Raw genomic sequence first — 25,672 nt, 5'->3', positions numbered from 1 at the left:
CTAGTTAACTTGTCGGTTTCCAGGAACTTTTCAAAGAAACAATCTGGTTAAAAACCGGTGCATCTGGTGTTGAATACTTGGGATCGACCGAGAAAAATCCATTACGGATAAACTGGAATTTTTGGTAAGGCTTAGTTTTTAGCAGTTCCGGTTCGATGTAGGCTTTGACGATTTCGAGCGATTTCTGATTGATCCGTTCCAGAAAATTGTCTTTATTGAGGCCGGCATCATCTTCGATCAGGTAGTCATAAAGGTGAAGCTCGACCTCGCTGGCATGACTGGCATCGACCCAATGAATCGTGCCTTTGACCTTACGCTCACAGCCGGCACCGGATTTAGTGGCGGGATCATAGGTGCATTTAAGTTCAATGACATTGCCTTGGTCATCTTTGATCACTTCCTGACAGGTAATGAAATAAGCACCACGCAGGCGAACCTCATTTCCAGGAAATAGCCGGAAATATTTTTTGGGGGGAATTTCCATGAAATCACTGCGATCAATTAGAATTTCACGACTAAATGGTGTGGTATAGGTTCCCAGCTCATCATTTTCCTGATTAAGTGGTAACTCAACCCATTCAGTCTGGTTTTCGGGGTAGTTGGTGATGGTCACCTTCAGGGGATCAACCACGGCCATTAAACGGGGCGCTTTAAGTTTTAGGTCATCCCGGATAAAATGCTCCAGCATTGCGATATCAACAGTGCTGTTGGTTTTGGCTACTCCAATGGCTTCGCAGAAAGCCTGAATCGATTCGGGTGTAAAGCCGCGGCGGCGCAACCCGGAGATGGTGGCCAAACGGGGATCATCCCAGCCGTCGACAATTTTTTCATCGACCAATTGTTTTAAAAAGCGTTTGCCGACAATCGTTTTAGTCAGGTTGAGTTTGGCAAATTCGATTTGACGGGGTGGCTCGTTTTTAAAATCATCGATGTTAGCAAGCACCCAGTCGTAGAAGGGGCGATGGTCTTCAAATTCCAGGGTGCACAGGGAATGGGTAATTCCTTCGATGGCATCTTCAATCGGATGAGCATAGTCGTACATCGGATAGATAAACCAGTCTTCGGTGGTGGAATGGTGTTTGGTGTGCATAATCCGATAGATAGCGGGATCTCGCATATTCATGTTGGGGCTGCTCATATCAATTTTAGCTCTCAGGATATAAGAACCCTCAGCTAGTTTTCCAGCCTTCATTTGGGAAAACAGGCTCAAGTTTTCGTCAATGCTGCGGTAGCGGTAGGGGCTTTCCTTACCGGGTTCGGTCAGCGTTCCCCGATACTGGCGCATTTCCTCGGCGGAGAGTTGATCGACAAAGGCCAGACCCTTGCCAATCAGTTCGACAGCGTATTCGGCCATTTTATCAAAATAGCTGGAAGCAAAAAAGAGTCGGTCGTCCCATTTGATTCCCAGCCAGGCGAGATCTTCCTTGATTGAATCGACATATTCCATGTCTTCTTTGATGGGGTTGGTATCGTCAAAGCGAAGATTGAACTTGCCATGATACGCTTTTGCAATGCGGTAGTTGAGCAGCGAGGCTTTGGCATGACCGATATGTAGATATCCGTTAGGTTCGGGGGGGAAGCGGGTGTGCACGCGATCGTTGGCGTAGACCTTGTTGGCAATGTCCTGATCGATTGCATTGGTGATGAAATTCGTCTTTTTTTCAGTGGTCTCCATTAATTTCCTCCTGTTTATATATTTGCCAATAATACCATAAAGCCGGGCTTATTACAATTTTTTTATAAATACACCATGCTGATAAAAAAGCTCGCCATCAGCATAGATTTGACCCCCGTCTTTCATGTCACAGAGCATGTCCCAGTGGAGCATCGAGTCGTTGACAGGTCCGCATTCCGGGTAGGATTTGCCCAGAGCCAGATGGATGGTTCCGCCAATCTTTTCATCAAAAAGCATGTTGCGGGTAAACTGATTGATGTTATAGTTGGTGCCGATAGCAAATTCACCCAGATAGCGGGAACCCTCGTCGGTATCTAGTAAAGCGTGGAGCAAGGCTTCGCCGCGTTTGGCGCTGGCAGCGACAACCTGGCCATCTTTGAAGGTAAGCCTGATGTCTTCAATTTCCTGACCGCTGTAAATGCCGGGGAAGGTGAAACGAATGGTTCCGTTTACGCTTTCCTTTACCGGTGCAGTAAAGACTTCGCCGCTGGGGAAATTATGGTGGCCGTCGGAATTGATCCAGATCCGGCTCTTAGTGCAAAGCGTTAGATCAGTATCTTTGGCCAGCACATGGAATTGGGTTTTGCTATTTAAATAGGTCACCATTGCTGCCTGCTGATCGTGAATTTTCTGCCAGGCGGCGGTGGGGTTGTCGGTATTGAGGAGACAGGCCTCAAAAACAAATTCTTCATAATCCGACAGCGACATGTTGGCTTCCTGGGCGCCGCTTGCGGTGGGGTAGAGGCACAGCGTCCAATCCATTTCACCGCGAGCCACCCGATCATTGTAAATTTTTGTGAGCGGTGCGCCATAACGGCGTTGCAAAGCGATGCGTTCACTGGGAACCGCTGCCAGCGACTTCAGGTTATGGTCTCCGAGAATGTTTAGAATCTTATCAGCTTTGGAGTAAGCAGCCATCATCATCGGGGCATTAAACTGCAGTTGGTCATCACTGCCTTCCTTTAAAAGAATTTCAGCGATGCCTTCTGGGTTGAGCAAAACGGTGGGGTGAGCCCCGGTTTTTAACACTTCCCGGTAGCATTCTTTAATTAGGGGCATGGCCAGCTCGGAACCTCGGATGACGACCCATTCGCCGGGTTTAACATTGAGGGAATAGTTGACTAGGGTTTGAGCATATTTTATCAGTCGATGATCTCTCACGGTTTATCTCCTTATAATTGAAATAGTATTAGTTTAATATATCCGAAAAAAGAATTTAACTCAATAAAAAAATAAAAAAACAGGTGACAAATGTAAACGAACATTGTATAATAGCGATAGTATAGTTAATGATTAAAAGCTCATAAATGGTAACAACGTTCAGACAGAATGGTCCATGCTCCATTTAAAAAAGAATAATCAGATCCTGTACATTAAAATCAAGTGGAGGTAACTCATGGAAGACAGAACTTTAATTTGTCAAGATTGTGGCGAAGAATTTGTATTTACAGTAGGTGAACAAGAATTCTACCAGGAAAAAGGTTTTGACAATGAACCAAAAAGATGTCGTGAATGTCGAACAAAAAGAAAACAAACTAGAAGACCAAGAAACAGCAATTTCTAGGAATTTCAAAAAAAACAATGAAGATCCCTTCTTAGGGATCTTTTTTTCTTGCTGGATCGGTAAGTCTCGGAATTGCCAAAATCAAACAAATCTGTTAATAGATAAACTTGAGCCCAAAGTAGGTTTGCTGTTAAATGAAAAAGAAAGATAAACAAATGATAGACAAGGCTTACGTTTATATCGTAAAATGTAGTGATAACACACTTTATACTGGGTGGACCAGCAATATCGATGCACGGATCAAGGTTCATAATTCTGGAACAGGGGCAAAATATACGCGCGGTCGGCTGCCGGTGACCCTGGTTTATTGGGAAGTCCTTGACTCTAGATCCCAAGCCCTCAGCCGCGAAGCGGTGATTAAAAAAATGTCAAAAGCGCAAAAAATAAGTTTGATTGAGAGTTATAAGCGCAAGATCAATAAGGAGTTTTCAGATGAATCTGTTTGTCAATGAATTTCCGATATACGAGACCCTTGCCAATGGAAACACCATTATCATTATTTATGATCTGTTTATCCTCTCGCTTTTTTTGTTTGAACTCTTTCTGTTTTATAATAAAGAACGAATTGTTGAAGCAGTAGCGCAGAATCAAACCAAAAAAATCAAACCCTACCGTCGTTTTCTGGTAAGATTGTTTATCAATTATGAGTATCAGGGGATTTTAATGGTAACCGGTGTGTTACTGTTTATTTCCCTGGTGGTGGTATCAAGCCATCATCGAATCTTACTGAGTGAATTGATTGGCATTCTGGGAAGCTTTGCCATTTTTATTGTGATTGTCTTTCTGGTTCAACACCTTTTTATGAAGATCGATCAGTTTCAAGATATTGTCGTCTCCCGCTTTGTGGATCTGATTTTTTATCTGGTATTGGGACATTATTTTGTCCTGTTTGCTAATTTTATCTCGCCGCCTAGCCTGCCATTGGGTCTGGCGGGGCTGTTCTTTGCTTTAGTGCTTTGTTTTTCGGTAATGATCCGGGCGATTGCCAATCCCAGCATCATTCGCAGTTCTGTTTCGAAAAGACGAAAGTATCAGGAAACCGCCAGTATCTTAAAAGGCATGCTGGTTCTGGTTGTCAGTGAGATGAGCATCCTTTATTTGATGGTCTATAATTGCTTTAAAATCAACCCGGGTTTTTATGTGGCTAATTCGGATCGGGCTCTGGATGCTTTTGATATGCTGTACTACATGGTGGTCTCCTTTGCCACGATCGGCTATGGTGACATTCATCCGGTGCGCTTTAATGGGATGTTTTACGGCGAACTGGTGGCGATGGTGATTGGTTTGACCAGCATGTTCAGTACCGCCTGCTTTGTCGGGGCGGTGGTGGCCGGGGCGGCTCAGATGAGCTGGAATCAGAGTCAGGAAGGTGGCAATCTGAATGATGAATCCGAACAGACCAAAGCCGTTGACCGAAAAAGCATGTTCACCGTCGTACGTGAAAAATTAAAGAACAAAGAACTGTAAAGCGAATCGGGTTCAGAGTATTTTTGCAATGGTATAAACAAATAATACGAAAGGCTGTGAAGTATGAAATTTTATCTTGCATTATGGTTTGCAAAATTAATGGGTGTGGCCATTAACATGATCAGTAAGGATCGGGGCACCAACCTGCCCGGCGAAAAGGCCTTAACAATCGACCCTGATTTTGTCAAACATTTTAAAAACATTGATTATTCGAAGGTCATTTTTATTACCGGAACCAATGGAAAATCATCAACGACCAACTTGGTCACCCATATCTTAAAACAAAACGGCAAAAAGATTGTCTCAAATCTTGAAGGCGCCAATTTACTAGGCGGAATTGCCACTATTTTGGCCAAAGAAGCCAGTTTATCGGGGAAACTTAAGGCGGACTATTATGTTTTCGAAACTGACGAGCGCTATTTGCCCCTGATTTATGCTCAATTACCGGCCGAGAACATGCTGATCACTAATCTTCAAAAAGACCAGGTGCAGAGAAATGGGGATCCGGATTTTATTATCCGTAAATTAAAAGAGGTGGTGAATCCTAAGATGACACTGATCCTCAATAATGAAGAACCGCGATCCCGATTTTTTGAGGAAATCGCCCGTCGCTCTATCTATTATGGGGTTTCCCGGCACGATGAATCCTTCACCAAGGGTGCGGATTATCCAACCCAGGCCTGTCCGAAATGCCATCACGATATCAGCTTTGACTATTACAATGTCGATAGTATCGGTGCGTTTCATTGTGACTTTTGTGGTTTTGCCAGCAAAAAAACACCAGACTATCCGATCACCGATCTAAATTTTTCTGATCAAAGCTTTAAGCTAAGAGATGTCAACTTTCATATGCCCTATGATCTGCCCTTCATGTTTTATAACTATGCCGGTTCGCTGGCTGTTTGTGAAGCGATCTGCAAAATTCCAGCAGAGGCTGCGGCCAAGGCCTTTGAAAACTTTAAGAACATCGGCGGCCGCTTTGAGGTAATGACCTATAAAAATAAAACCATTAAATATATGCGGATTAAACAAGAAAATCCCGATACCCTCCAGAGTGCTTTAAATATTATGGCTTCCGATAAACATAAAAAGATGGTCGCGCTGGGTTTATATGTAGTTAATGATTTTGTACCCCATTACATCAATACCTTTTACGCCTTTGACTGTGATTTTAAACCAGTGATTGAGTCAAATGTCGAGCGATACCTATGCTTCTCAGAGCATGTTTCATATGACACTGCCAATCGGCTCATCTATGATGGGGTTGCTAAAGAAGCGATCACAATCATGGACAGCGACAATATTAATGAAATTTTTGCCGAAATTGATAAGGCCGAAACCGATAATATTTATTTGATTACCTGGCTATCAACCTTTGAAAAGATGAAAAAGTTCATTGAAGGAGGACAGAATTAATGGAACAGACGATAAAAATCGGATGGCTTTTTAATAATAGCTTTAACCTCCACGGTGACAGGGGCAATCTTTTGGCTGTCCAGGCGGAAGGGCAACGTCGCGGCTATCAGGTTTTGGTCGAACAGATTAACCTCGATACAAAGTGTTTTAACCCCATGGACTTTGACTTTCTGTTTTGTCCGCCGGGAGAAATCGAACATTTCGAGGCGGCGGCAGCTTTTCTCGAACCGCACCGGAAAGTGTTAATGGACTATATTGAAACCCGGCCGATGCTGGTTACTGGCACCTCGGTAGCTATTTTTGGCGAAAGCATCACTCGGGATGATCAGTCGACGATTAGAGGATTGGGAATTATTGAGGTAGTCACCCGGGAAAATCACGCCGTTTATGGAGATGATCTTTATTACAGCTGTCAGTACAATGGCAAAGAAATGGATATTGTTGGCAGTCAAATTCAAATGATCGATTTAGAAATAAAGGAAGAGTCGCCCTTTGGTCGGTTAAAATATGGTTATGGCAACAATGGCGAGACTAAATTCGAAGGTGTTATCAGCGGCAAAGGTATTTTTACCAATACCCTTGGGCCGCTGCTGGTTTGTAATCCCTGGCTTACCGAAGAAATCTTCAATTTAATTGAAACCAATCAGAACTGGCCGATCTGGGAAGACCATCGTGACAATTCGCTGGAACTGAAATCATTTAAGACCAAGCTTGCTCATATTGATAAGAAAGAAACCCGGCTGAAAAAAATCAGTGAACGTTAAATAAAGTGTTAATAGAGCTAGCTAACTTGGGTATTATTATCGGCACTTAATATGAATAAAAGAAAGTAAGTAATCGTGAAAAAGAAAAAAGTAATTATCGGACTGAGTGGCGGCATCGACAGTGCTGCCGTGGCAAGTCATTTAAAAAATGAAGGTTACGAGGTTATCGGCGTAACCTTCAATTTTTTGAATTCAGACCAAACCATCTTGGCCGCAAAAAAAGTAGCTGAAAAGCTTAGAATTGAGCATCATGTACTGGAAGCTCAAAACCAGTTTCACAAAAATGTTATGATGCCGTTTATCGCTGCTTACAAAAAGGGCGAAACCCCCAACCCCTGTATGCGGTGTAATCAGACCATGAAATTTCCGCTACTTTATGATTTTGCTAAAGCTAATGATCAGGCTGCAATTGCTACCGGGCATTATGCCGAGGTTAAAAAAAAGGGCGACAGCTACGAATTGTGGGCCAGTCCCAATGCCAGAAAAGATCAATCCTATTTTTTGTATCACCTTGATCAGGAAGTGCTTAAAAAACTTATTTTTCCACTTAATTCTTTTGAGTCCAAGGATCAGGTGCGAGGGATGATCAGGGATCTTTTGCCGGAACTTTCAAACGGTGCCGAAAGCCAGGGCATTTGTTTTATCCCCAAAAAAGGACACCAGCTTTTTTTGAAAGAGGCAGCTTTTGGATCACAACCGGCCGAAACCGGCATATTTGTGGATGCTTCCGGGAAAATCTTGGGGCGACATTCAGGGATACAAAATTTTACCCTCGGGCAAACGCGCGGGCTTGGCCTTTTATCAAACAAGCGATGGGCAGTGGTAGATCTAGAGCCGCTAACGAATACGGTTGTCCTTGATGATGAACGGGCTTTGTTTAAAAACCAGATTTTTGTGGATCAGCTATTCGTGCATCCTAACGTTAACCTTGCCGATTGGGAATTTTCCTTTAAAACCTGTCGTTGGGGTCACAGCTATCGTGGTCGGATTGAACGATTACCCGGCAACCAGGCGATTGTTCACTGTCAGGTGCCGGTTCGGGCACCAGCCCCTGGCCAGGCACTAGTCTTTTATCAGGATCGCCGGGTACTTGGGGGCGGAACCATAAAACGTTTTGAATTTAGTTAGTCATGCGGTATAATGGGTGAGATTTTAACAATTACATGAGAAAACTAGGCGATGCACCTTAAAATGATTAATAAAAGGCTGGCAATGCCGATAAAATATAGATAAGGTAATTGATTTAGATTGAGTTAGTGAATGAGTTTTTGAGTTTTGCTTTATGAGCAAACAATCGAAGGAGTTATAATAGATGGGAAAATTATTTGGCACCGATGGCGTACGCGGTGTATATGAGCAGGATTTAACATTAGAATTGGCCTTTGGACTGGGTCAGGCGGGCGCCAGCGTATTGGGGAGAAATGCCCACCGTCCAAAGATTATCATCGGTCGGGATACCCGTGAATCGGGATCGCCGCTTGAACAGGCATTGGCCGAGGGAATTGTCTCGGTGGGCGGAGAAGTGTTACTGGTGGGAGTGTTGCCAACACCAGCCGTGGCAGTGATTACCAGAGCGCTTAAGGCCGATGCCGGCGTTGTGATTTCAGCGTCACATAATCCGTATGAATTTAACGGGATCAAGTTTTTTAACAGTCAGGGCTTTAAACTACCAGATGCGGTGGAAAACGAAATTGAGGCCATAGTTTTAAAAAGTCAGGCGGTACCGCTAAAAGATGGTGGCAGCATTAAAACACTGGAGAATCCAGAAGCATTTTATCTTAACCACATCAAAAAGGCAGTAGAAGCAGATTTTTCAGGGCTTCGCGTGGTACTAGATTGTGCCAATGGCGCGGCTTATCAGGTTGCACCGGCATTTTTTTGTGACCTGGGTGCAGAGGTTATCGTTATTGGTGACAAACCTGATGGGCTAAATATCAATGCTGGCTGCGGTTCGACCCATCTTGCTCCACTGCAACAACGGGTGGTTCAGGAAAAAGCCGATATCGGAATCGCTTTTGATGGCGATGCTGACCGCTGTCTGGCGGTCGATAATGTTGGCAATATCATCGACGGTGATAAGATTATGAATCTCATCGGCAGTCGGATGAAGGCCAGTGGCAGGCTAAAAAAGAACACCGTTGTAGTAACGGTGATGAGCAATATCGGCTTGGATGTCGCCTTGAATAAAGCCGGATGCCAGACAATCAAAACCGACGTGGGCGATCGTTATGTGCTGGAGGCGATGATTAAAGGTGATTATAATCTGGGTGGCGAACAATCCGGCCATCTTATTCTGCTGGATCATAATACCACTGGGGATGGCATGCTGACGGCGCTGGTGCTGCTGGAATTATTAAAAAAAGACGGACGAGATGCCAAAACACTGGGTGATCTAATGACGGTTTACCCCCAAATTCTGGTAAATGCCCGGGTTGAGAATGGACGAAAACAGGATTATCTGAGTGACGACCAGATTCAAAAGAAGATCAAAGAGGTCGAAACCCATTTTCACGGACAAGGTCGGGTACTGATTCGGCCGTCAGGAACAGAACCGCTGGTTCGGGTAATGATTGAAGGAAAAGATCAGAATGAACTGACCCGGATTGCTAGAGAACTGGCGCAATTGATTGAGCTGCGCTTGAGTAGTTCGATCGAAGTTGTTGGACAGCCAATAATTGCGTAACCTGAAAAAATAAAATGAATGATTAAAAATTGATTAAGAAATGAGGGCTTTTGCCCTCATTTCTTTGTGTTAAAAATAATTTTATGATAGAATAATTAGGTTAGTATTTGGGTAGATAAGTAATGGGCCATAACCAAAGACAACAAAAAGCGCCAGAACTCAAGTGATGGTCCACACAAGGTTGAGTTGACGAGGTCAGGGAGTATCGAAAATTCGGCGGATGCCCTGGAGAATTGCCATAAAAACTGAAGAGTGATTTTCAGGACAAAGCTGGCATAAAAAAGAAGAACAGGTGAAAATATGTGTGGAATAGTAGGTTATATCGGAAGAAAACAGGCTCAGGATGTTTTAATAAGCGGTTTGTCACGATTGGAGTACCGGGGTTATGACTCGGCCGGAATTGCGACCCTAGAAAATGCAGTGATCCGGGTGGAAAAGAAAAAGGGTCGGCTAAAAAATCTGGAGGAAGTTCTGGTAAATACCCCCCTTGCTGGCCAGGTTGGCATCGGTCATACCCGTTGGGCAACCCATGGGGTTCCTTCGGATGCCAATGCCCATCCCCATTCAAGTTTCGGGACAGAGATATCGGTTGTTCATAATGGAATCATCGAAAATTATATGGCCCTAAAAAATGAGCTGCAAGCTTTGGGTCATGTCTTTCTTTCTGATACCGATACGGAAGTCATTGCCCATCTGCTAAATGAACTTTACACCGGTGACCTTGTCGAAACCATTCAGATTGCCCTGAAGCGGATGAGAGGTTCCTATGCCCTGGCGATTCTCTGTGCCAATGAACCTGATAAAATTGTGGCGGTGCGTAAAGACAGTCCTCTGATTGTTGGACTGGGAGACGGTGAGAATTTTATCGCTTCCGATATTCCAGCGATTTTAAACTATACCCGGGAAGTCTATCTGCTCGATAACGGCGAAATGGCAGTGCTAACGGCGGATACTATCGAAGTCATGGATAATGCTGGCAAAATCATCGAAAAAGAAGTTTTTGTAGTCGATTGGGATCCTGGGGATGCCGAAAAAGGCGGCTACGATCATTTTATGATGAAAGAAATGGTGGAACAGCCCAAGGCGATGATGGAAACCTTAATGGGTCGCTGTTGCGAAAGTGGGGTCACCTTCGCGGGTCTTAAGCTAAATGCTGAGATGATGAAAAAGATCAACCGGATTCAGATCGTCGCCTGTGGAACCGCTTATCACGCGGGACTGGTGGGTAAATATTATTTTGAAAAATTTGCCCGAATCAGCGTCGAAACTGAGGCAGCTTCTGAATATCGTTATAAAAATCCGATTGTCGATAAAAACACCCTGCTGATTGTCATCAGCCAATCCGGCGAAACTGCCGATACCCTGGCTGCTATCCGGTTGGCTAAAGAACGAGGTGCCTGGGTTTTAGCAGTGACTAACGTGGTAGGTAGTTCGATTGCCCGGGAAGCCGACGATGTGATCTATACCAATGCCGGGCCGGAAATTGCTGTGGCATCGACCAAAGCTTATGTTACCCAAGTCGGTTGCATGATGATGCTAGCCTCATTTTTGGGAAATCTTAACGGAAAAATGGAAAAAGCAGAAGGCTCGCGGATTTGCCATGGCCTGATGATGACTCCAGGACTGATCGAAAAAGCCCTGGAGAGCCAAGCAGTCATCAAAGCATTTGCCGATAAAAATCATAAAATCAACGATCTCTTCTACATGGGTAGAGGGGTGGATCTGTATACCAGCATGGAAGGATCACTAAAACTTAAGGAGATTTCCTATATCCATTCCGAGGCCTATGCGGCCGGCGAACTAAAACACGGCCCCATCGCCCTGATTGAGGATGGCACCATTGTGGTGGCGGTTTGTACCCAGGAGAATGTGTTTGAAAAAATGCTCAGCAATATCAAAGAAGTCAAGGCTCGAGGTGCCCACGTATTGGCGATCGTTCAAGAAGGTCACGAAGATATTGCATCTGAGGTCGACGAGGTGTGGGTGATTCCCGAGATGGATGATGATATCACGGCCATTCCCACTACTGTTTATCTGCAGTTGATGGCTTATTATCTGGCAGTTGCCCGTGGTTGCGATGTTGACAAGCCCAAAAATTTGGCTAAAAGCGTGACCGTGGAATAGCGCACAGATTATTTCTAGATCGATAGTGTTTTACTATAAATCAAATAAAAAAGAATCAAATAAAAAAGCTGATCAGATGATTTAATATGCTGATCAGCTTTTTTAAGTGCTAATTAAGAAGATCTTATCCTACCAGGTGCTAAGGATATAATTTGCCAGTGCAGAAATTGAGGCAACCACACCGCCAATGGCGATGATTAGGTTAGTGGTCGTTTTTTCTTGTCGATACTTAATAACAAAAGCCATCCCCAGGTATCCCCAGAACATTGCATTTAAATCACTGATGGGCAGGCCTTTAAATAGATTATATCCAATTAGGATAATAAACATCGTGGTCAGACCTAGTAAACCAAATTCCTGAGATTTATCAGCGATTACCGGTTGCTCTGATTTTGGATTTGGGGTTTCGTTCAATAATTCATCATCTTTCATTCTATACCTCCCAAAATTTGTTAGTTTTAACTATAACAGATTCAAAATGGTTTGTCTAGAAAAGATCATAAAAGCATATCGGAAAAGAACCCTGTCAGTAAACTCTAAATTAAACTAAAAAGCTGATAAAACTAATCAGACAACCTAGCTTTTATTGCCAAGCAATAAAAATCAGTAATAATTCTTGCAACTATTATTAGTATAGTGTATAATTAAATGTCAAGTGATCGAACAGGCTGTATCTTCTATTTTGCGGATACAGCTTTTTAAATAGGAAAAAAAACTACGAATAAGAAACTACGAATAAGAAAATATGAGTAAAAAGAAAGTAGAAAACAAAACGTGATAAGTAAAAAGTTTAACCAGTACCAACTTAGCGAAGAGCTACTAAAAGCCATCGAAAAATTAAATTTTGAAACCCCCACCAAAGTTCAGGAAGCCGTGATTCCCGTGGCTTTGGAGAAAAAAGATATTCTCTGTAAGGCTCAAACTGGCAGCGGTAAAACGGCCGCCTTCGGAATTCCGATCTGTGAGCTTTTAGACTGGGAAGAGAACAAACCCCAGGCCCTGGTGCTGACTCCTACCCGGGAACTGGCGCTACAGGTTCACGAAGATATTTTTAACATTGGCCGCTTCAAGCGAGTCAAGGTATCCGCCCTGTATGGCAAATCACCGATTCGTCGCCAGGAAAAAGAGCTGAAACAAAAAACTCATGTGGTCGTGGGAACCCCGGGGCGGGTCATGGATCATATTGAACGGGGCACCTTTATCACCGATGAGATCCGTTTTCTGGTCATCGACGAAGCCGATGAGATGCTAAATATGGGTTTTATCGATCAGGTTGAAGAAATCATCAATGAGATGCCCAAAAATCGGGTGACAATGTTGTTTTCAGCCACTCTGGAAAATGAGATTCAGCGGCTGTCAAAAAAATACATGAATGATCCCCAGATCATTGAGATTGAGGCTGAGGCTAAGCGAACCGACGCGATTGAACAGTTTGTTTATAAAACTGGCCATGACGATAAACTGGATCTGCTCAGAGATGTTCTGGTAGTGGAAAACCCTGACAGCTGTATTGTTTTTTGCAATACCCAGGACCAGGTCAACACCATTTATAATCTGCTGAGCAAGGATAATAAGGCCTGTGAAAAGATCCATGGCGGGATGGAACAGGATGACCGCACCCTGGTTATGCAGCGCTTTAAAAAGGGTGCCTTTCGCTATCTCATTGCGACCGATGTGGCTGCCCGGGGGATTGATGTCCATGAAATCTCACTAGTCATTAATTTTGATGTCCCCTGGGAAAAGGAAACCTATGTCCATCGCATCGGACGGACAGGTCGTCGGGGTACTACTGGCAAAGCCATTACTTTGGTTTCCGCAAAAGAAGGCCGCCTCTTCCGGGACATCGAAAACTATACCGACAAAGAAATTATTGAAAAAGAGTGTCCCACCCTGGCCACGGTGCATTCCCTAAAACCGGCTTTTATCGAAAAGCTTCAGGAGAAACCGCCAGAAAAGTTAAACAAAGCCCATGATCTGGTCAGCGAAATCACCAAGATTCATATCAATGCCGGTAAAAAGACCAAAATGCGGCCGGTCGATATCGTCGGTACCCTGTGTAATCTCGAGGGGATGACCGCTGCAGATATCGGCGTGATCACGATTCTGGATGTATCCACCTTTGTCGAAATTTTAAATAACAAAGGACCCCAGGTTTTAAAAGAGTTGCAAACCCGGAACATTAAAGGGCGGCCAAGAAAGGTGACCCTGGCCGAAGATAAGCCAGTCACCATTGCCCGGAAAAAGCCGATTCGGCGCTTTTACTAAAAAACGTTAATTGAATAGCGCTTAATGTTTTGATAAGATGATTAAAGTGAGGTGTTCATGGATTATTTAACCGCCATTACAGCTTTCAAACCTCGATCAGACCAGGAAGCGGCTGATCAGGAAACGATGCTTACTTTTATTAAAAATAACCCGGATGACGTCTTGCTCCGGGAAAATAAAATTGCCCATCTGACTAGCTCAGCCTTGATTTTAAATCCATCACAGGATAAACTGCTAATGATTTACCATAATATTTACAAGTCTTGGTCCTGGACTGGAGGCCATGCCGATGGTGAACCGGATCTGCTGCAAGTGGCGATCCAGGAAGCCAGAGAAGAAACCGGATTAAAGCAAGTAACCACGGTAGCGGACAATATTATTACATTGGATATTTTACCGGTTTTTGGTCATGTCAAAAACGATCAACCGGTTTCGGCTCATTTGCATTTATCAGTGGCCTATTTGTTGCAGGCTTCTGAGGACCAACCATTGACCATCAAAGCAGACGAAAACAGCGGGGTCAGATGGATTCCCATTAATGAACTGGCAAACTATGTCAGTGAACCCCATATGCAGGTGGTTTATAATAAGATTTTAAAATCAAGGAGCAGTGCCTATGTCAATTACGAAAGCCATTGAATTCTCGGCCAAAGCCCATGAAGGACATTTCCGTAAGGGCTCGAAAATTCCTTATATCACCCATCCCCTTGAGGTTGCAAAAATTCTCGGTGAGGCGGTCAACCCCAAAGAAAATGAAGCCCTGATCTGTGCTGGCCTGCTTCATGATACGGTCGAAGATACGGATACCAGCCTCGAAACGATTCGCCGGGAGTTCGGCGAAAAGGTGGCCGACCTGGTCGCCTCCGATTCTGAAAACAAAGGATTGTCCTGGGAAAAACGCAAGCAGAATACCATCGATTTTTTAAAAAACCGAGCAACCCGGGAGATGCAGATGCTGGCCTGCGCCGATAAACTGGCCAATCTCAGGAGTGTCAAAGCAGACTACGAAAGAATTGGCGATGACATCTGGGATATTTTTGTCAGAGGCAAGGAAAAACAGGCCTGGTACTACAAAGGCGTGCTGGCGGCATTGGCACCGCTCTCAGACCTGGAGATGTATGCGGAACTAAGGGCATTAATTCAGGAGGTCTTTGACTAACAAAAAAGTAACTATCAGTTGTCAGCGATATTCAGATAAAGAAAAACCATCATTAATCAGCAATAAATCCTGATAATATATAAGGAATTAACCAGCTTGACAAAACCGCTATATACAGGTATAATTCAAAACAGTTCATCAATGTGAATAAGGTTAGCTGATTAAACAAATGAAAATTTAAAAAATAACTGTGATATGAAATCACTTTAAGCCATGAATGTTGTGTAAGCATCTTCATGGCTTTTTTGCGAAATGCTAATGATCCGTTCTGACTTAAAAAATGTAACCATGAAGGTTTCTATTCCCCTGGGGGAAGGACTTTTCATGGTTTTTTTATATACAAAATAGTCAATTAAAAGAAATAATTTAAAAGAAATTAGGAGAAAAGATGAAGAAAAAATTATTATGTTTAGGATTAGCCTGCCTGTTGTTGACAACGGTGCTGGCTGGTTGTTCAGGAAATAGTGCCACTCAGGGTAAAACTGAGCGAGCCAAAGATGAGTTGGTATTAGCCATTGGCGGGGAACCGGATGATGGTTTTGATCCCACTACCGGTTGGGGTCGATATGGCTCGCCGCTGTTTCAGAGTACACTTCTGACCCGCGACAATGATTTGAAGATTATCAACGATCTGGCCACCGATTATACCATCAGTGCGGATGGTTTAACCTGGACCTATCAGATTCGCAAGGATGTGAAGTTCTCCGATGGTACGCCGTTAACGGCTGCTGATGTGGTATTTACATATGAGACCGCTGCTAATAGCGGATCGGTGGTTGATTTAGGGGTACTGGCCAGTGCCAAGGCAATCGATGATTATACGGTCGAATTTATACTCAATAAACCGCAATCAACCTTCCTCTACACAACCGCTGCCCTGGGTATTGTCCCGAAGGCCAGCTATGGCAGTGATTATGCTCAAAATCCAGTTGGTTCCGGACCCTTTAAATTTGTCCAATGGGACAAGGGGCAACAACTGATTGTCGAAGCCAATTCCTATTATTATGGAACTAAACCGGAATTCAATAAGGTGACCTTCTTATATCTCAGCGGCGAAGCCACCTATGCAGCAGCCAAGGCTGGCCAAGTTGATATGGCATCGATTGTTCCTTCTTTGACCAGTCAGGAAGTGACCGGCATGACCATCAAATCGGTTGATAGTGTTGACAATCGGGGGATTGCGCTGCCATATCTAAAATCAGGCACAACAACAGCCGCAGGTTACCCGATTGGTAATGATGTCACCTCCGATCTGGCGATCAGGAAAGCGATTAGCTATGGGATTGACCGACAAAAATTAGTTGACGGCGTGCTGCTTGGCTATGGCTCGGAAGCTTATTCGGTCAGTGATGGACTGCCTTGGGGGAATGAGGCGACTGCTATTACCGATGGCGATGTTGAAGGTGCCAAAAAGATTCTGGCCGACGGTGGCTGGGTTGACAGTGATGGCGATGGTGTTGTGGAAAAAAATGGCGTTAAGGCCGAGTTCACATTACTCTATCCGTCATCCGATAAGGTCAGACAATCCTTGGCGATATCCGTTATTGATATGATCTCTCCAATAGGAATCAAAGTAAATGTTGAGGGAAAAAGCTGGGATGAAATTGAAAAACTGATGCATTCAAATGCCGTCTTGTTTGGTTGGGGCAGCCACGATCCGATTGAGATGTATAATATTTACTATAGCGGCAACGCCGGTATCGAGTACAACAACCCGACTTTCTACAAAAATGAAATAGCCGATGCTTATATGAATCAGGCATTGGTAACAACAGACGAGGCAGCCGCCAACGAACTCTGGAAAAAAGCCCAGTGGGACGGACAAACCGGCTTCAGTAGCTTAGGCGATGCACCCTGGGCCTGGTTAGTTAATCTGGATCATATCTATCTAGTCAGTGATGATTTGGACATTGGCCAAAGCCGCACCGAACCCCATGGTCATGGCTGGCCAATTACCGCTAATATCACCGAATGGCGACGGAAATAACCATGAATTCAGCTAAATATGTATTTGGCAAAACACTGCGGATGATCTCTTTGCTGATTGCCCTATGCATTGTTTCCTTCATTCTGGTCAAAAACTCCCCGATTGATCCGGTACAGGCTTATATTGGAGCCGATATGATGCGGGTTTCGGAAGAACAGCGGGAACAAATTGCCGAAAACTGGGGGCTTGATAAGCCTCCGGTTGAGCAATTCTTTAATTGGGCGGGGGCAATTGTCAAGGGTGATTTTGGTACCTCAATGATTTACCGCGAACCGGTTATCGATGTTATTGGAAAGCGTTTTGCCGCTTCGCTGGCGCTGATGGGGGTGGCCTGGGTACTGTCCGGAATTTTTGGATTTATAATGGGAATCGTCGCCGGCATGAACCAGGGCAAATTGATCGATCGGGCGATTAAATGGTATTGCTTGACCCTGGCGGCAACCCCAACCTTCTGGCTGGGTTTGATTTTACTGATGATTTTTTCAGTTGGGTTAGGCTGGTTTCCGATTGGACTGGGTGTACCGGTGGGCGTATTATCAGAGAATGTCACCCTGTCTGAGAAACTCTATCATCTCATCTTACCGGCGCTGACACTCAGCATTGTTGGGGTTGCCAATATTGCTTTGCATACCCGACAAAAACTGCTGGATGTGTTAGCCAGTGATTATGTGCTTTTTGCCAGAGCCAATGGGGAGTCCGGTTTTGGCTTGGTTTGGAAACACGGACTACGAAATATTTCACTTCCGGCAGTGACCCTTCAATTTGCATCCTTTAGCGAATTATTTGGGGGATCAGTGCTGGCCGAACAGGTTTTTTCCTACCCTGGTTTAGGTCAGGCGACGGTTCAGGCCGGCTTGCGAGGCGATGTGCCGCTACTACTCGGGATTGTCTTAATCAGTGCTGTTTTTGTATTCACAGGGAATCTGATTGGCGATATTATCTGTAGTGTGGTCGATCCCCGGATTAAGGAAGGCAGGTCTTCAGTATGAATGGCTTATCAAAAGCAGAAAACAACTTGTTTGGTGGGATCATTGGAAGTGGGAGCCTTCATCTTCAATTGAATCGTCGGCAGAAGACCCTGATCGTCATCGGGATCAGTTCGACGCTGCTGATTGCTATCATGATCGCAGCACAATTAATGAGCAATCAAGCAATTGCCACCAATTTCTCCCAGCAGAATCTGGCACCATCCTGGGCACACCCCTTTGGAACCGACTGGCTGGGACGCGATATGTTTACCCGAACGATTAAGGGCTTATCGATCAGTATTCAAATTGGCTTGCTGGCATCGAGCGTTAGCGTGGTGATTGCTCTGGTGTTGGGAATGTGCGCCGCAACCATGGGAAAAAAAGTGGATGCTGCTATTTCCTGGCTGGTCGATTTATTTATGGGTGTTCCTCACCTGGTCGCCCTGGTTTTGATTGCCGTTGTTTTCGGTGGTGGCGCCAAGGGGGTCATCATTGGGGTAGCATTAACCCATTGGCCGAGTCTTACCCGGGTGATCCGCGCCGAGGTGATGCAGGTGAGAACCTCTCAGTATGTTCAAATCTCAAGGCACCTAGGCAGAAGCCGCTTATGGATTGCCACCAAACATATCCTGCCTCATTTGCTGCCGCAATTTTTTGTCGGCCTGATTCTGATTTTTCCACATGCTATCTTACATGAGGCAGCAATTACCTTTTTGGGTTTTGGCTTATCACCGCACTCACCGGCGATTGGCGTGATCTTATCCGAATCGATGGGATATCTGGCAGCGGGGATGTGGTGGTTGGCGTTTTTCCCAGGTTTATCGCTGCTTATTATTGTCAGAGCCTTTGACGTGATTGGTGATAACCTGCGGACGTTGCTTGACCCCCATAGTGCCCATGAGTAGACAAAGGAGTAAGCAAAAATGAATAGCTACAATAACATTAAAAACACCCAAAACAATCAACCCGGCTATTTGGATAAGGGTTTGAGTCAACCATTAAGCGCCCCAAAAGATGAACTACTGCTGGTTGAGGATCTTTCCGTCGCCTTTGTTCAGTATCAAAAAGGTTTAAAGCAACGAAATCTCGAAGTCATTTGTGATTTAGATGTCAGCGTTAAAAGCGGCGAGATTGTCGCTGTAGTCGGATCTAGTGGGTCGGGAAAAAGTTTGCTGGCGCACGCGATACTCGGTATACTGCCTTCTAATGCCAAGGTTTCCGGGACGATCAGCTACAATGGAGAAGCACTGACAGTAGAGCGACAAAAGTTGCTTCGCGGCAATCAAATCAGTCTAATTCCCCAGTCGGTCAATTATCTCGATCCCTTAATGCGGGTTGGTCAGCAGGTTCAAAACACCATTAAAACAAAGGACGCCAAAGCCGTCCAAGAGCAACTATTCAAACGCTATCATTTGTCTGAGGCGGCCGGGGTCTTATATCCCTTCCAATTATCCGGGGGGATGGCACGCCGGGTTTTGGTGGCTACGGCGGTTAGCGGTGGCGCCAGGTTGATCATTGCCGATGAACCGACGCCGGGACTGCATCCGGAGGTGGTCGCGGAAACGCTATCCCATCTCAAGGAACTAGCGAGCCAAGGCTGTGGGGTCATGATGATTACCCATGATATCGAAGCGGCGATGAAAATTGCCGACCGGATTGCTGTGTTTTACGCTGGGACAACCCTTGAACTGGCGCCGATTGAAGACTTTAAAGATCGTGGCGAAGCGCTGCGGCATCCTTATACGAAGGCATTATGGATGGCATTGCCGGAAAATGACTTTAAACCGATTCCCGGCTTTCAACCAACACCGGCAGATCTACCTTCGGGTTGTTTATTTGAACCCCGGTGTCAACTAAGAACCGCAGAATGTCGCGCCGACAGGCCTGAGATGCGTGATCTCAGAGGCGGAAAAGTGAGGTGTATCCATGCAACTTGAAGCAAAAAATCTAGGCTTTGGCTATCATAAAGACAAGTGGATCTTTAAGCATATCAGTTTAACGATTGAATCCGGTGAAGTTGTTGGTTTAACCGGCAACAGCGGCTGTGGAAAAACGACCCTGGCCAAGGTTCTTGCTGGTTATGAGACACCCCGGGAAGGAAAGGTCATCTTAAGTGGTAATGATAAACCGATTAGTGGCTATAATCCGGTACAGCTAATTTTTCAGCATCCCGAAAAATCGGTTAATCCCAGATGGCGAATTCGGGATTCGGTCAATGAAGGTTGGCAGGTTGATAAAGATTTGCTCAAACGGTTAGGGATCGAAGCGGCCTGGATGGATCGTTGGCCCAATGAATTATCCGGTGGTGAGCTGCAACGGTTTTGTGTTGCCAGAGCCTTATCACCAGATACCCGCTTTATCATCGCTGATGAAATGACAACCATGCTCGATGCCATCACCCAGGCGCAAATTTGGTCGGTCGTTTTGGAACTGGCAAAGGAACGCAATATGGGGATCTTGCTGGTCAGTCATGAAGAAAAGTTAGTCAACCGGATTTGTGATCGGGTGATTGATTTAGAAGCACAAATGGGTTATTGCGAAAATCCTGGATTTAGTCCCCAAAAAAAGACAGCTGGGCCGCTTTTAGCACCGGTTGAGTAACGAATAGAAATGCTTGCCTATCATTTCTGATCAGAAAGGTCAACTTGAGAGCGATTCGCTTTAAAATCAAAGTAAATGTAAAAAAACAAATCGATTCAAAGGGGGAGGTAGAAATACCTCTCTTTTTGATTGTCAATTTAACAGAGTGTTAACAATCTCTTTACCTCCTCAAAACCTTTTATGGATTTTTATTTGGTAAGATAGCTATGCAAACAACGAAAATTAAGGAAATTTGAAGGAGAAAAAAATGTCAAAAAGCTTAAAAAAAGTTTTAGTAGCACTACTAGTCGGTGCAACGGTGCTGACCCTCGCAGGATGTGGTTCTTCAGGATCAACAACGGCAACAACTTCAACTAACAAAGACGCGATTTCGGGAGAAATCAACGGTGGCGGTTCCACGTCAGTACAGAAAGTTATTGATGCAGCCGGTGTAGAGTTCACTGCCCTAAACCCGGATGCCAAGTTTACCTACAGCGGAACCGGTTCATCCGATGGGATTAAAGGGGCAACCGCCGGTACCTATTCCTTTGGTTGTGCATCCCGAGATTTGAAAGCAGAAGAAAAGGGTAGCCTAACGGAATTAATCTTTGCTTTTGATGGTATTGCGGTTGTCGTAAACCCAGCCAATACCGTCACAAACTTGACAACTGAACAGGTTGGAAAAATATACATGGGCGAAATCACCAACTGGAATGAAGTTGGTGGAGTAGATTCACCGATAGTGGTTGTATCTCGGGAAGATGGATCAGGAACCCGTGGTGCTTTTGAAGAACTCGTTAAGTTTGAAGAAAAATTAAAACCAGACGCTACGATTAAAGAAGGTAACGGAAATGTTCAAACGACTGTAGCCGGAAATGCCAATGCGATTGGTTATGTTTCACTAACCTTTGTTGATAAAACCGTTACCGCAATCGATGTTGACGGTGTCAAAGCAACTGTCGATAATGTCAAGAACAAAACCTACAAAATTTCTCGTCCCTTCCTGGCAGTCTATGATCAATCAAAGGTTGATGATGCAACGCTGGCATTCCTTGACTTCCTGATGACCACTGAAGGACAGGCTATCGTTGAAGATAATGGCGGTATCTCAGCAGTTTAATACAAAAAAACTGAGACTCCTGAAAAGGAGTCTCTCGTTATTAAAATAATCCCATGACATCAGGCAACCAGTATGGGTAAGAAAAGGAGCGTTTATTTTGCAGGCAATTAAACGTAAGAAACAAAAAGAAAGAATAATTGAAAACTTTTTTTTAATCTGTGCTTTCGTAGCTGTGGTCAGTGTTTTTGCGATTACAGTTTTCGTTTTTTATAATGGCATCAAACCCTTTGTTTCGAATAGTTATCCCTTATGGGATTTTTTAACCGGCGTTGAATGGCGACCGGGTTCAAACATGTATGGGATCTTTTATATGATTGTAGGATCAGTTCTTGCAACCTTCGGGGCGATTCTAATTGGCGTTCCAGTGGCGATTTTCACCGCCGTCTATATTTCTGAATTGGCCGGATCCCGGATTGGTAAGGTGATTCGTTTTGCGGTTGAATTATTAGCCGGTATCCCATCGGTCTTGTATGGAGTTTTTGGTTTGGGAATCATCGTTCCCTATGTTCTTAAAATTTCACCCAATGCTCAGGGGGAATCGCTGCTGGCAACCATTATGGTTTTGGCCATCATGATCTTACCGACGGTGGTCAGTATTTCGGAAACTTCAATTAGTGTCGTTCCTAAAGAGTATCGCGAAGGTTCCTATGCCTTGGGAGCATCAAAAATTCAAACCATCTTCAAGGTTGTTTTGCCAGCCGCACGCTCAGGGATCATGACCGGAGTGATATTGGGGATCGGCCGAGCCATCGGCGAAACCATGGCAGTGATGCTGGTTTGCGGGAACCCGATTGCCGGTATTCCCACCAGTCTGTTTGACCAGATTCGGCCGCTGACCACCAATATTGCCCTGGAAATGGGCTACGCGTCTGGGGTACATCAGGAACTATTATATTCAACCGGGGTAGTATTATTTATTTTTATCATGATCATCAATCTAGCAGTAAACAAACTGGTAAAGGCAAAGGTAGGCAGTTAATATGAGTCGAAAAGCAAGTGATTTTCTAGTTAAAGGGATTATCTATCTGGCAACGGGCATTACCTTAAGTGTATTGCTTTTTATTGTCGGTTTCATTTTTGTAAAAGGGATCGGTCTGGTTAACTGGGACTTCTTGACCCGAGATTTCAATGAAAAGGTGGTCTATGCCTTTATGGAATCAAATGATGTGCCATTGGGTATTGATGAAGAAACGCTAAGTAAAAAAAATCCCTATGATAAACGATACGAAACACATTTGGAGGGGCCAATATATATAAAAAATATTGGAGCCGCGATTGCTAAGGTTGCCTATAAAAATCACAGTACTGAGCGGGAACAATTTGTGATCACTTATATTGAAAAAGATTCGCCTTTTCACAGTGTCAAAGATTCAACTGGAAAAGACATTAAAATTCGCACCGATTATATTGTGCAGAGTATCAATGGCAACGACTTTTCCGGAATGACGCTGGCTGAAGTTGCGGAAGCAATTGCGGCAGAATCGGGCGAATTAAAAGTAAAAATTGTCCAACCCGGAGGCGGGATTAAATCAAATATTATCACGACGCTTTATATGGTCTTGTTATCGCTTTTAGTGGCATTGCCGCTTGGTGTTTTTGGGGCAATTTATTTAACAGAGTATGCTAAGCCTGGAAGACTGGTAAACATGATTCGCTTTGCTGCTGAGTGTCTGGCGGGAATTCCGTCGATTATTTTTGGTCTGTTTGGGATGGCTTTCTTTGTCGTCGCCTTGAATTTTCAAATTTCGCTGATCTCGGGAAGCCTGACCGTCGCGATCATCCTGCTGCCAGTAATCATTAGAAGTACCGAAGAAGCCTTAAAAACTGTACCGATGGCATTTAGAGAAGGATCTCTGGCACTTGGCGCTACTAAGCTCCAAACCATCTTCAAGGTGGTGCTGCCCTGTGCAGTGCCGGGGATAGCAACCGCTGTTCTGCTTAGCATTGGCCGGGTAGTGGGCGAGTCGGCGGCCTTACTGCTAACCGCCGGTACGGTAGCACAGATTCCCGGCACCCTCTTTTCCCCGGGCAGTACCCTGACGGTGCAAGCCTATTATGTGGCAAAAGAAGAAGGGAATATTGAACTGGCCTGTGCCATTGGAATTGTCATAATTGTAATTGTTATTGTACTGAACATCTTGTCCCGTATCACTTCCGACAAGTTGGATGTCTTTAATAAAAGATGAGGAGTAATATGGACGCAAAAATAAAGTTTAACACCAAAAACCTGGACTTGTTTTATGGAGATTTTCAAGCCCTTAAAGCAATCAATATGGAAATACGCGAGAAAGAAGTAACCGCCTTTATTGGCCCTTCCGGATGTGGGAAATCGACCTTTCTGCGCTGTCTCAATCGGATGAATGATCTGATCGACTCGGTCAAAATTAATGGCCAAATTATTTTTGATGGGCAAGATATAAATGGGAACATAGATGTAATCAATCTTAGAACGCGGGTGGGGATGGTTTTTCAGAAACCCAATCCCTTTCCGATGAGTATTTATGAGAATATAGCCTATGGCCCAAAATGTCAGGGGCTGAAGGATAAAACCCAACTGGATACGCTGGTTAAGGAAAGTTTGATGAAGGCGGCACTTTGGGACGAGGTCAAGGATCGTTTGAATAAATCGGCACTGGGGCTTTCCGGCGGACAGCAGCAACGGCTGTGCATTGCCCGGACGATCGCGATGAATCCGGAAGTGATCTTAATGGATGAACCCACCTCGGCGCTTGATCCCATTGCAACTGCCAAGATTGAAGATCTGATGTCCAGTCTCAAAAAAGACTTTACCATTATTATTGTTACCCATTCCATGCAACAGGCTGGGCGAATTTCAGACAAAACAGCTTTCTTTTTAATGGGTGAGGTGATAGAATTTAACGAAACACCGATCATTTTCACAAATCCCAATGACAAACGGACCGAGGACTACATAACTGGACGTTTCGGTTGATAAGGAGTAAATTATGCGAAAAGAATATATCAAAGAACTGCGAATGATCAAAGACGAAATCTTGCTGATGTCGGCGATGACAGAAAAAATGCTGGCTGATTCAGTGGTAGCATTAAAAACTCAGGATTGTGAGCTGGCCAGATCAGTGATTGAACGGGACGATCTGGTTGATGCCAAAGAAATTGAACTGCAGTTGATTGTCAGCAGGGTGATTGCTACCCAGGGGCCGGTAGCCTCCGATCTGAGACGGCTGGCTTCGACCTATAAAATTATTACCAACCTGGAACGGATTGCCGATTTGGCAGTCAATATTTCCAAACGGGTGCTGGAATTGTCAGAGGTCGTTTATATGAAACGCCTCATCGATATTCCCCGAGCCTGTGAACTGGCGCAAACATTATTAAAACTTGCGATTCAAGCCTTTATCCATGAAGATATCAGCCAAATCCGCGAAGTTGTCGATTTAGAAGATGAGATTGATGCTCTGAACATGCAGATTCATCATGACTGTTTAGCCTATATGATGGATAATCCCAAAAATATTCATCAGGGCTCAGTATTTATTTTTGTTGGTTCTTACCTTGAGCGAATTGGTGATCACGCGACCAATGTTTTTGAAACAGTTTTTTACATCGTCACTGGTGACTACATTGATTTTAATGACCTCGATGAAGAGACCATCAGTCGAACGTTGGAGTTTCAGAAAAAAATTGCCAGTCTCGAAAAAGACGTTTAAGCTGATGATTTAAAACGGCGATAAAGATAAATTTTTAGCCTTAGCCAAAGGAGCCATCCTTTGGCTATTTGCAGTGCGCCCGGCATGGGCGCAATCTAACGGGTGAAAGTCCCGAGCACGGGTAGGTAGTGCCAAGTGCATAGCTCAAGGCAAGGGTGTCCCCGGCGACGGGGAATCTGAAGGAAGCCGGCGGCAAACTTCTGGTCTGACG

At 44.5% G+C, this 25,672-nt stretch carries 24 protein-coding genes; 21 read left to right on the top strand and 3 right to left on the bottom strand.

Annotation, left to right across the window (positions count from 1 at the left end; all coding sequences use genetic code 11):
* Nucleotides 1-4: 4 nt before the first annotated feature.
* Both QZ998_RS09195 and QZ998_RS09190 read right to left on the bottom strand, forming a co-directional pair.
* Nucleotides 5-1,675 (bottom strand): glutamine--tRNA ligase/YqeY domain fusion protein, encoded by a 1,671-nt coding sequence (locus tag QZ998_RS09195; protein ID WP_296559918.1) that lies wholly within the window; start codon nucleotides 1,673-1,675, stop codon nucleotides 5-7.
* 51 nt (nucleotides 1,676-1,726) lie between these two features.
* Nucleotides 1,727-2,836, bottom strand: a complete 1,110-nt coding sequence (locus QZ998_RS09190; protein WP_296559916.1) for an aminopeptidase — start codon at nucleotides 2,834-2,836, stop codon at nucleotides 1,727-1,729.
* A 235-nt stretch (nucleotides 2,837-3,071) separates the two neighbouring features.
* Here QZ998_RS09190 and QZ998_RS09185 point away from each other — a divergent pair, with 235 nt between their 5' ends.
* The 8 genes from QZ998_RS09185 (at nucleotide 3,072) to glmS (ending at nucleotide 11,693) form a co-directional block, all read left to right on the top strand.
* Nucleotides 3,072-3,239, top strand: coding sequence for a zinc-ribbon domain-containing protein (locus QZ998_RS09185; protein ID WP_041668887.1), 168 nt, complete (start codon nucleotides 3,072-3,074; stop codon nucleotides 3,237-3,239).
* Nucleotides 3,240-3,373: 134 nt separating this feature from the next.
* Complete coding sequence (locus tag QZ998_RS09180) at nucleotides 3,374-3,691, top strand: GIY-YIG nuclease family protein (protein WP_296559913.1); 318 nt, start codon at nucleotides 3,374-3,376, stop codon at nucleotides 3,689-3,691.
* On the top strand, nucleotides 3,672-4,706 hold the full coding sequence (locus tag QZ998_RS09175; RefSeq protein ID WP_296559911.1) for a potassium channel family protein: 1,035 nt from the start codon (nucleotides 3,672-3,674) through the stop codon (nucleotides 4,704-4,706). Before QZ998_RS09180 ends, QZ998_RS09175 begins: the two co-directional genes overlap by 20 nt.
* Nucleotides 4,707-4,769: 63 nt before the next feature.
* A complete protein-coding gene (locus tag QZ998_RS09170; protein WP_296559909.1) occupies nucleotides 4,770-6,122 on the top strand; it encodes a Mur ligase family protein in 1,353 nt (450 codons plus the stop codon).
* Nucleotides 6,122-6,886, top strand: a complete 765-nt coding sequence (locus tag QZ998_RS09165) for a cobalamin biosynthesis protein CobQ (RefSeq protein WP_296559903.1) — start codon at nucleotides 6,122-6,124, stop codon at nucleotides 6,884-6,886. The genes QZ998_RS09170 and QZ998_RS09165 overlap by 1 nt, the downstream gene beginning before the upstream one ends.
* 75 nt (nucleotides 6,887-6,961) lie before the next feature.
* The gene (gene mnmA, locus QZ998_RS09160) at nucleotides 6,962-8,014 is read left to right on the top strand and encodes a tRNA 2-thiouridine(34) synthase MnmA (RefSeq protein ID WP_296559901.1); all 1,053 of its coding nucleotides are present in this window, start codon (nucleotides 6,962-6,964) and stop codon (nucleotides 8,012-8,014) included.
* 184 nt (nucleotides 8,015-8,198) lie between these two features.
* The gene (gene glmM, locus QZ998_RS09155; protein ID WP_296559899.1) at nucleotides 8,199-9,569 is read left to right on the top strand and encodes a phosphoglucosamine mutase; all 1,371 of its coding nucleotides are present in this window, start codon (nucleotides 8,199-8,201) and stop codon (nucleotides 9,567-9,569) included.
* A 300-nt stretch (nucleotides 9,570-9,869) separates the two neighbouring features.
* Nucleotides 9,870-11,693, top strand: coding sequence for a glutamine--fructose-6-phosphate transaminase (isomerizing) (glmS, locus tag QZ998_RS09150; protein ID WP_296559897.1), 1,824 nt, complete (start codon nucleotides 9,870-9,872; stop codon nucleotides 11,691-11,693).
* 129 nt (nucleotides 11,694-11,822) lie between these two features.
* Here glmS and QZ998_RS09145 read toward each other — a convergent pair whose 3' ends face one another.
* Complete coding sequence (locus QZ998_RS09145; RefSeq protein WP_296559895.1) at nucleotides 11,823-12,125, bottom strand: DUF6442 family protein; 303 nt, start codon at nucleotides 12,123-12,125, stop codon at nucleotides 11,823-11,825.
* Between the two features lie 342 nt (nucleotides 12,126-12,467).
* Between QZ998_RS09145 and QZ998_RS09140 the strand changes: the two genes are divergently transcribed.
* The 13 genes from QZ998_RS09140 to phoU all read left to right on the top strand — a co-directional run bounded on the left by QZ998_RS09140 (nucleotide 12,468) and on the right by phoU (nucleotide 25,461).
* Nucleotides 12,468-13,958: a DEAD/DEAH box helicase gene (locus tag QZ998_RS09140; protein WP_296559893.1), complete on the top strand. Its 1,491-nt coding sequence runs from the start codon at nucleotides 12,468-12,470 to the stop codon at nucleotides 13,956-13,958.
* Between the two features lie 57 nt (nucleotides 13,959-14,015).
* Nucleotides 14,016-14,597, top strand: coding sequence for an NUDIX hydrolase (locus tag QZ998_RS09135; protein WP_296559892.1), 582 nt, complete (start codon nucleotides 14,016-14,018; stop codon nucleotides 14,595-14,597).
* Nucleotides 14,575-15,117 carry an HD domain-containing protein gene (locus QZ998_RS09130; RefSeq protein WP_296559891.1) on the top strand — a complete coding sequence of 181 codons (543 nt, stop codon included), beginning with the start codon at nucleotides 14,575-14,577 and terminating at the stop codon, nucleotides 15,115-15,117. The genes QZ998_RS09135 and QZ998_RS09130 overlap by 23 nt, the downstream gene beginning before the upstream one ends.
* A gap of 388 nt (nucleotides 15,118-15,505) precedes the next feature.
* Nucleotides 15,506-17,104, top strand: a complete 1,599-nt coding sequence (locus QZ998_RS09125) for an ABC transporter substrate-binding protein (RefSeq protein ID WP_296559888.1) — start codon at nucleotides 15,506-15,508, stop codon at nucleotides 17,102-17,104.
* Nucleotides 17,089-18,093, top strand: a complete 1,005-nt coding sequence (locus QZ998_RS09120) for an ABC transporter permease (protein ID WP_296559887.1) — start codon at nucleotides 17,089-17,091, stop codon at nucleotides 18,091-18,093. Before QZ998_RS09125 ends, QZ998_RS09120 begins: the two co-directional genes overlap by 16 nt.
* A gap of 68 nt (nucleotides 18,094-18,161) precedes the next feature.
* Nucleotides 18,162-18,977 (top strand): ABC transporter permease, encoded by an 816-nt coding sequence (locus QZ998_RS09115; protein ID WP_296559939.1) that lies wholly within the window; start codon nucleotides 18,162-18,164, stop codon nucleotides 18,975-18,977.
* Between the two features lie 18 nt (nucleotides 18,978-18,995).
* Nucleotides 18,996-20,009, top strand: coding sequence for an ABC transporter ATP-binding protein (locus QZ998_RS09110; RefSeq protein WP_296559885.1), 1,014 nt, complete (start codon nucleotides 18,996-18,998; stop codon nucleotides 20,007-20,009).
* Nucleotides 19,999-20,673: an ABC transporter ATP-binding protein gene (locus QZ998_RS09105; protein WP_296559884.1), complete on the top strand. Its 675-nt coding sequence runs from the start codon at nucleotides 19,999-20,001 to the stop codon at nucleotides 20,671-20,673. The genes QZ998_RS09110 and QZ998_RS09105 overlap by 11 nt, the downstream gene beginning before the upstream one ends.
* A gap of 247 nt (nucleotides 20,674-20,920) precedes the next feature.
* A complete protein-coding gene (locus tag QZ998_RS09100) occupies nucleotides 20,921-21,772 on the top strand; it encodes a phosphate ABC transporter substrate-binding protein (protein ID WP_296559883.1) in 852 nt (283 codons plus the stop codon).
* A 97-nt stretch (nucleotides 21,773-21,869) separates the two neighbouring features.
* Nucleotides 21,870-22,751, top strand: coding sequence for a phosphate ABC transporter permease subunit PstC (gene pstC / locus QZ998_RS09095; RefSeq protein WP_296559881.1), 882 nt, complete (start codon nucleotides 21,870-21,872; stop codon nucleotides 22,749-22,751).
* Between the two features lies 1 nt (nucleotide 22,752).
* Complete coding sequence (gene pstA, locus QZ998_RS16905) at nucleotides 22,753-23,958, top strand: phosphate ABC transporter permease PstA (RefSeq protein ID WP_366512417.1); 1,206 nt, start codon at nucleotides 22,753-22,755, stop codon at nucleotides 23,956-23,958.
* An 8-nt stretch (nucleotides 23,959-23,966) separates the two neighbouring features.
* Entirely contained in the window at nucleotides 23,967-24,725 is a 759-nt protein-coding gene (pstB, locus tag QZ998_RS09085) for a phosphate ABC transporter ATP-binding protein PstB (RefSeq protein WP_296559879.1), read from the top strand.
* Nucleotides 24,726-24,738: 13 nt separating this feature from the next.
* Nucleotides 24,739-25,461 (top strand): phosphate signaling complex protein PhoU, encoded by a 723-nt coding sequence (gene phoU, locus QZ998_RS09080; RefSeq protein ID WP_296559878.1) that lies wholly within the window; start codon nucleotides 24,739-24,741, stop codon nucleotides 25,459-25,461.
* Nucleotides 25,462-25,672: the final 211 nt, after the last annotated feature.

The organism is uncultured Acetobacterium sp. (assembly GCF_927416815.1).
Lineage (GTDB): Bacteria > Bacillota > Clostridia > Eubacteriales > Eubacteriaceae > Acetobacterium.
This window is presented reverse-complemented; position numbering and strand designations above follow the sequence as displayed.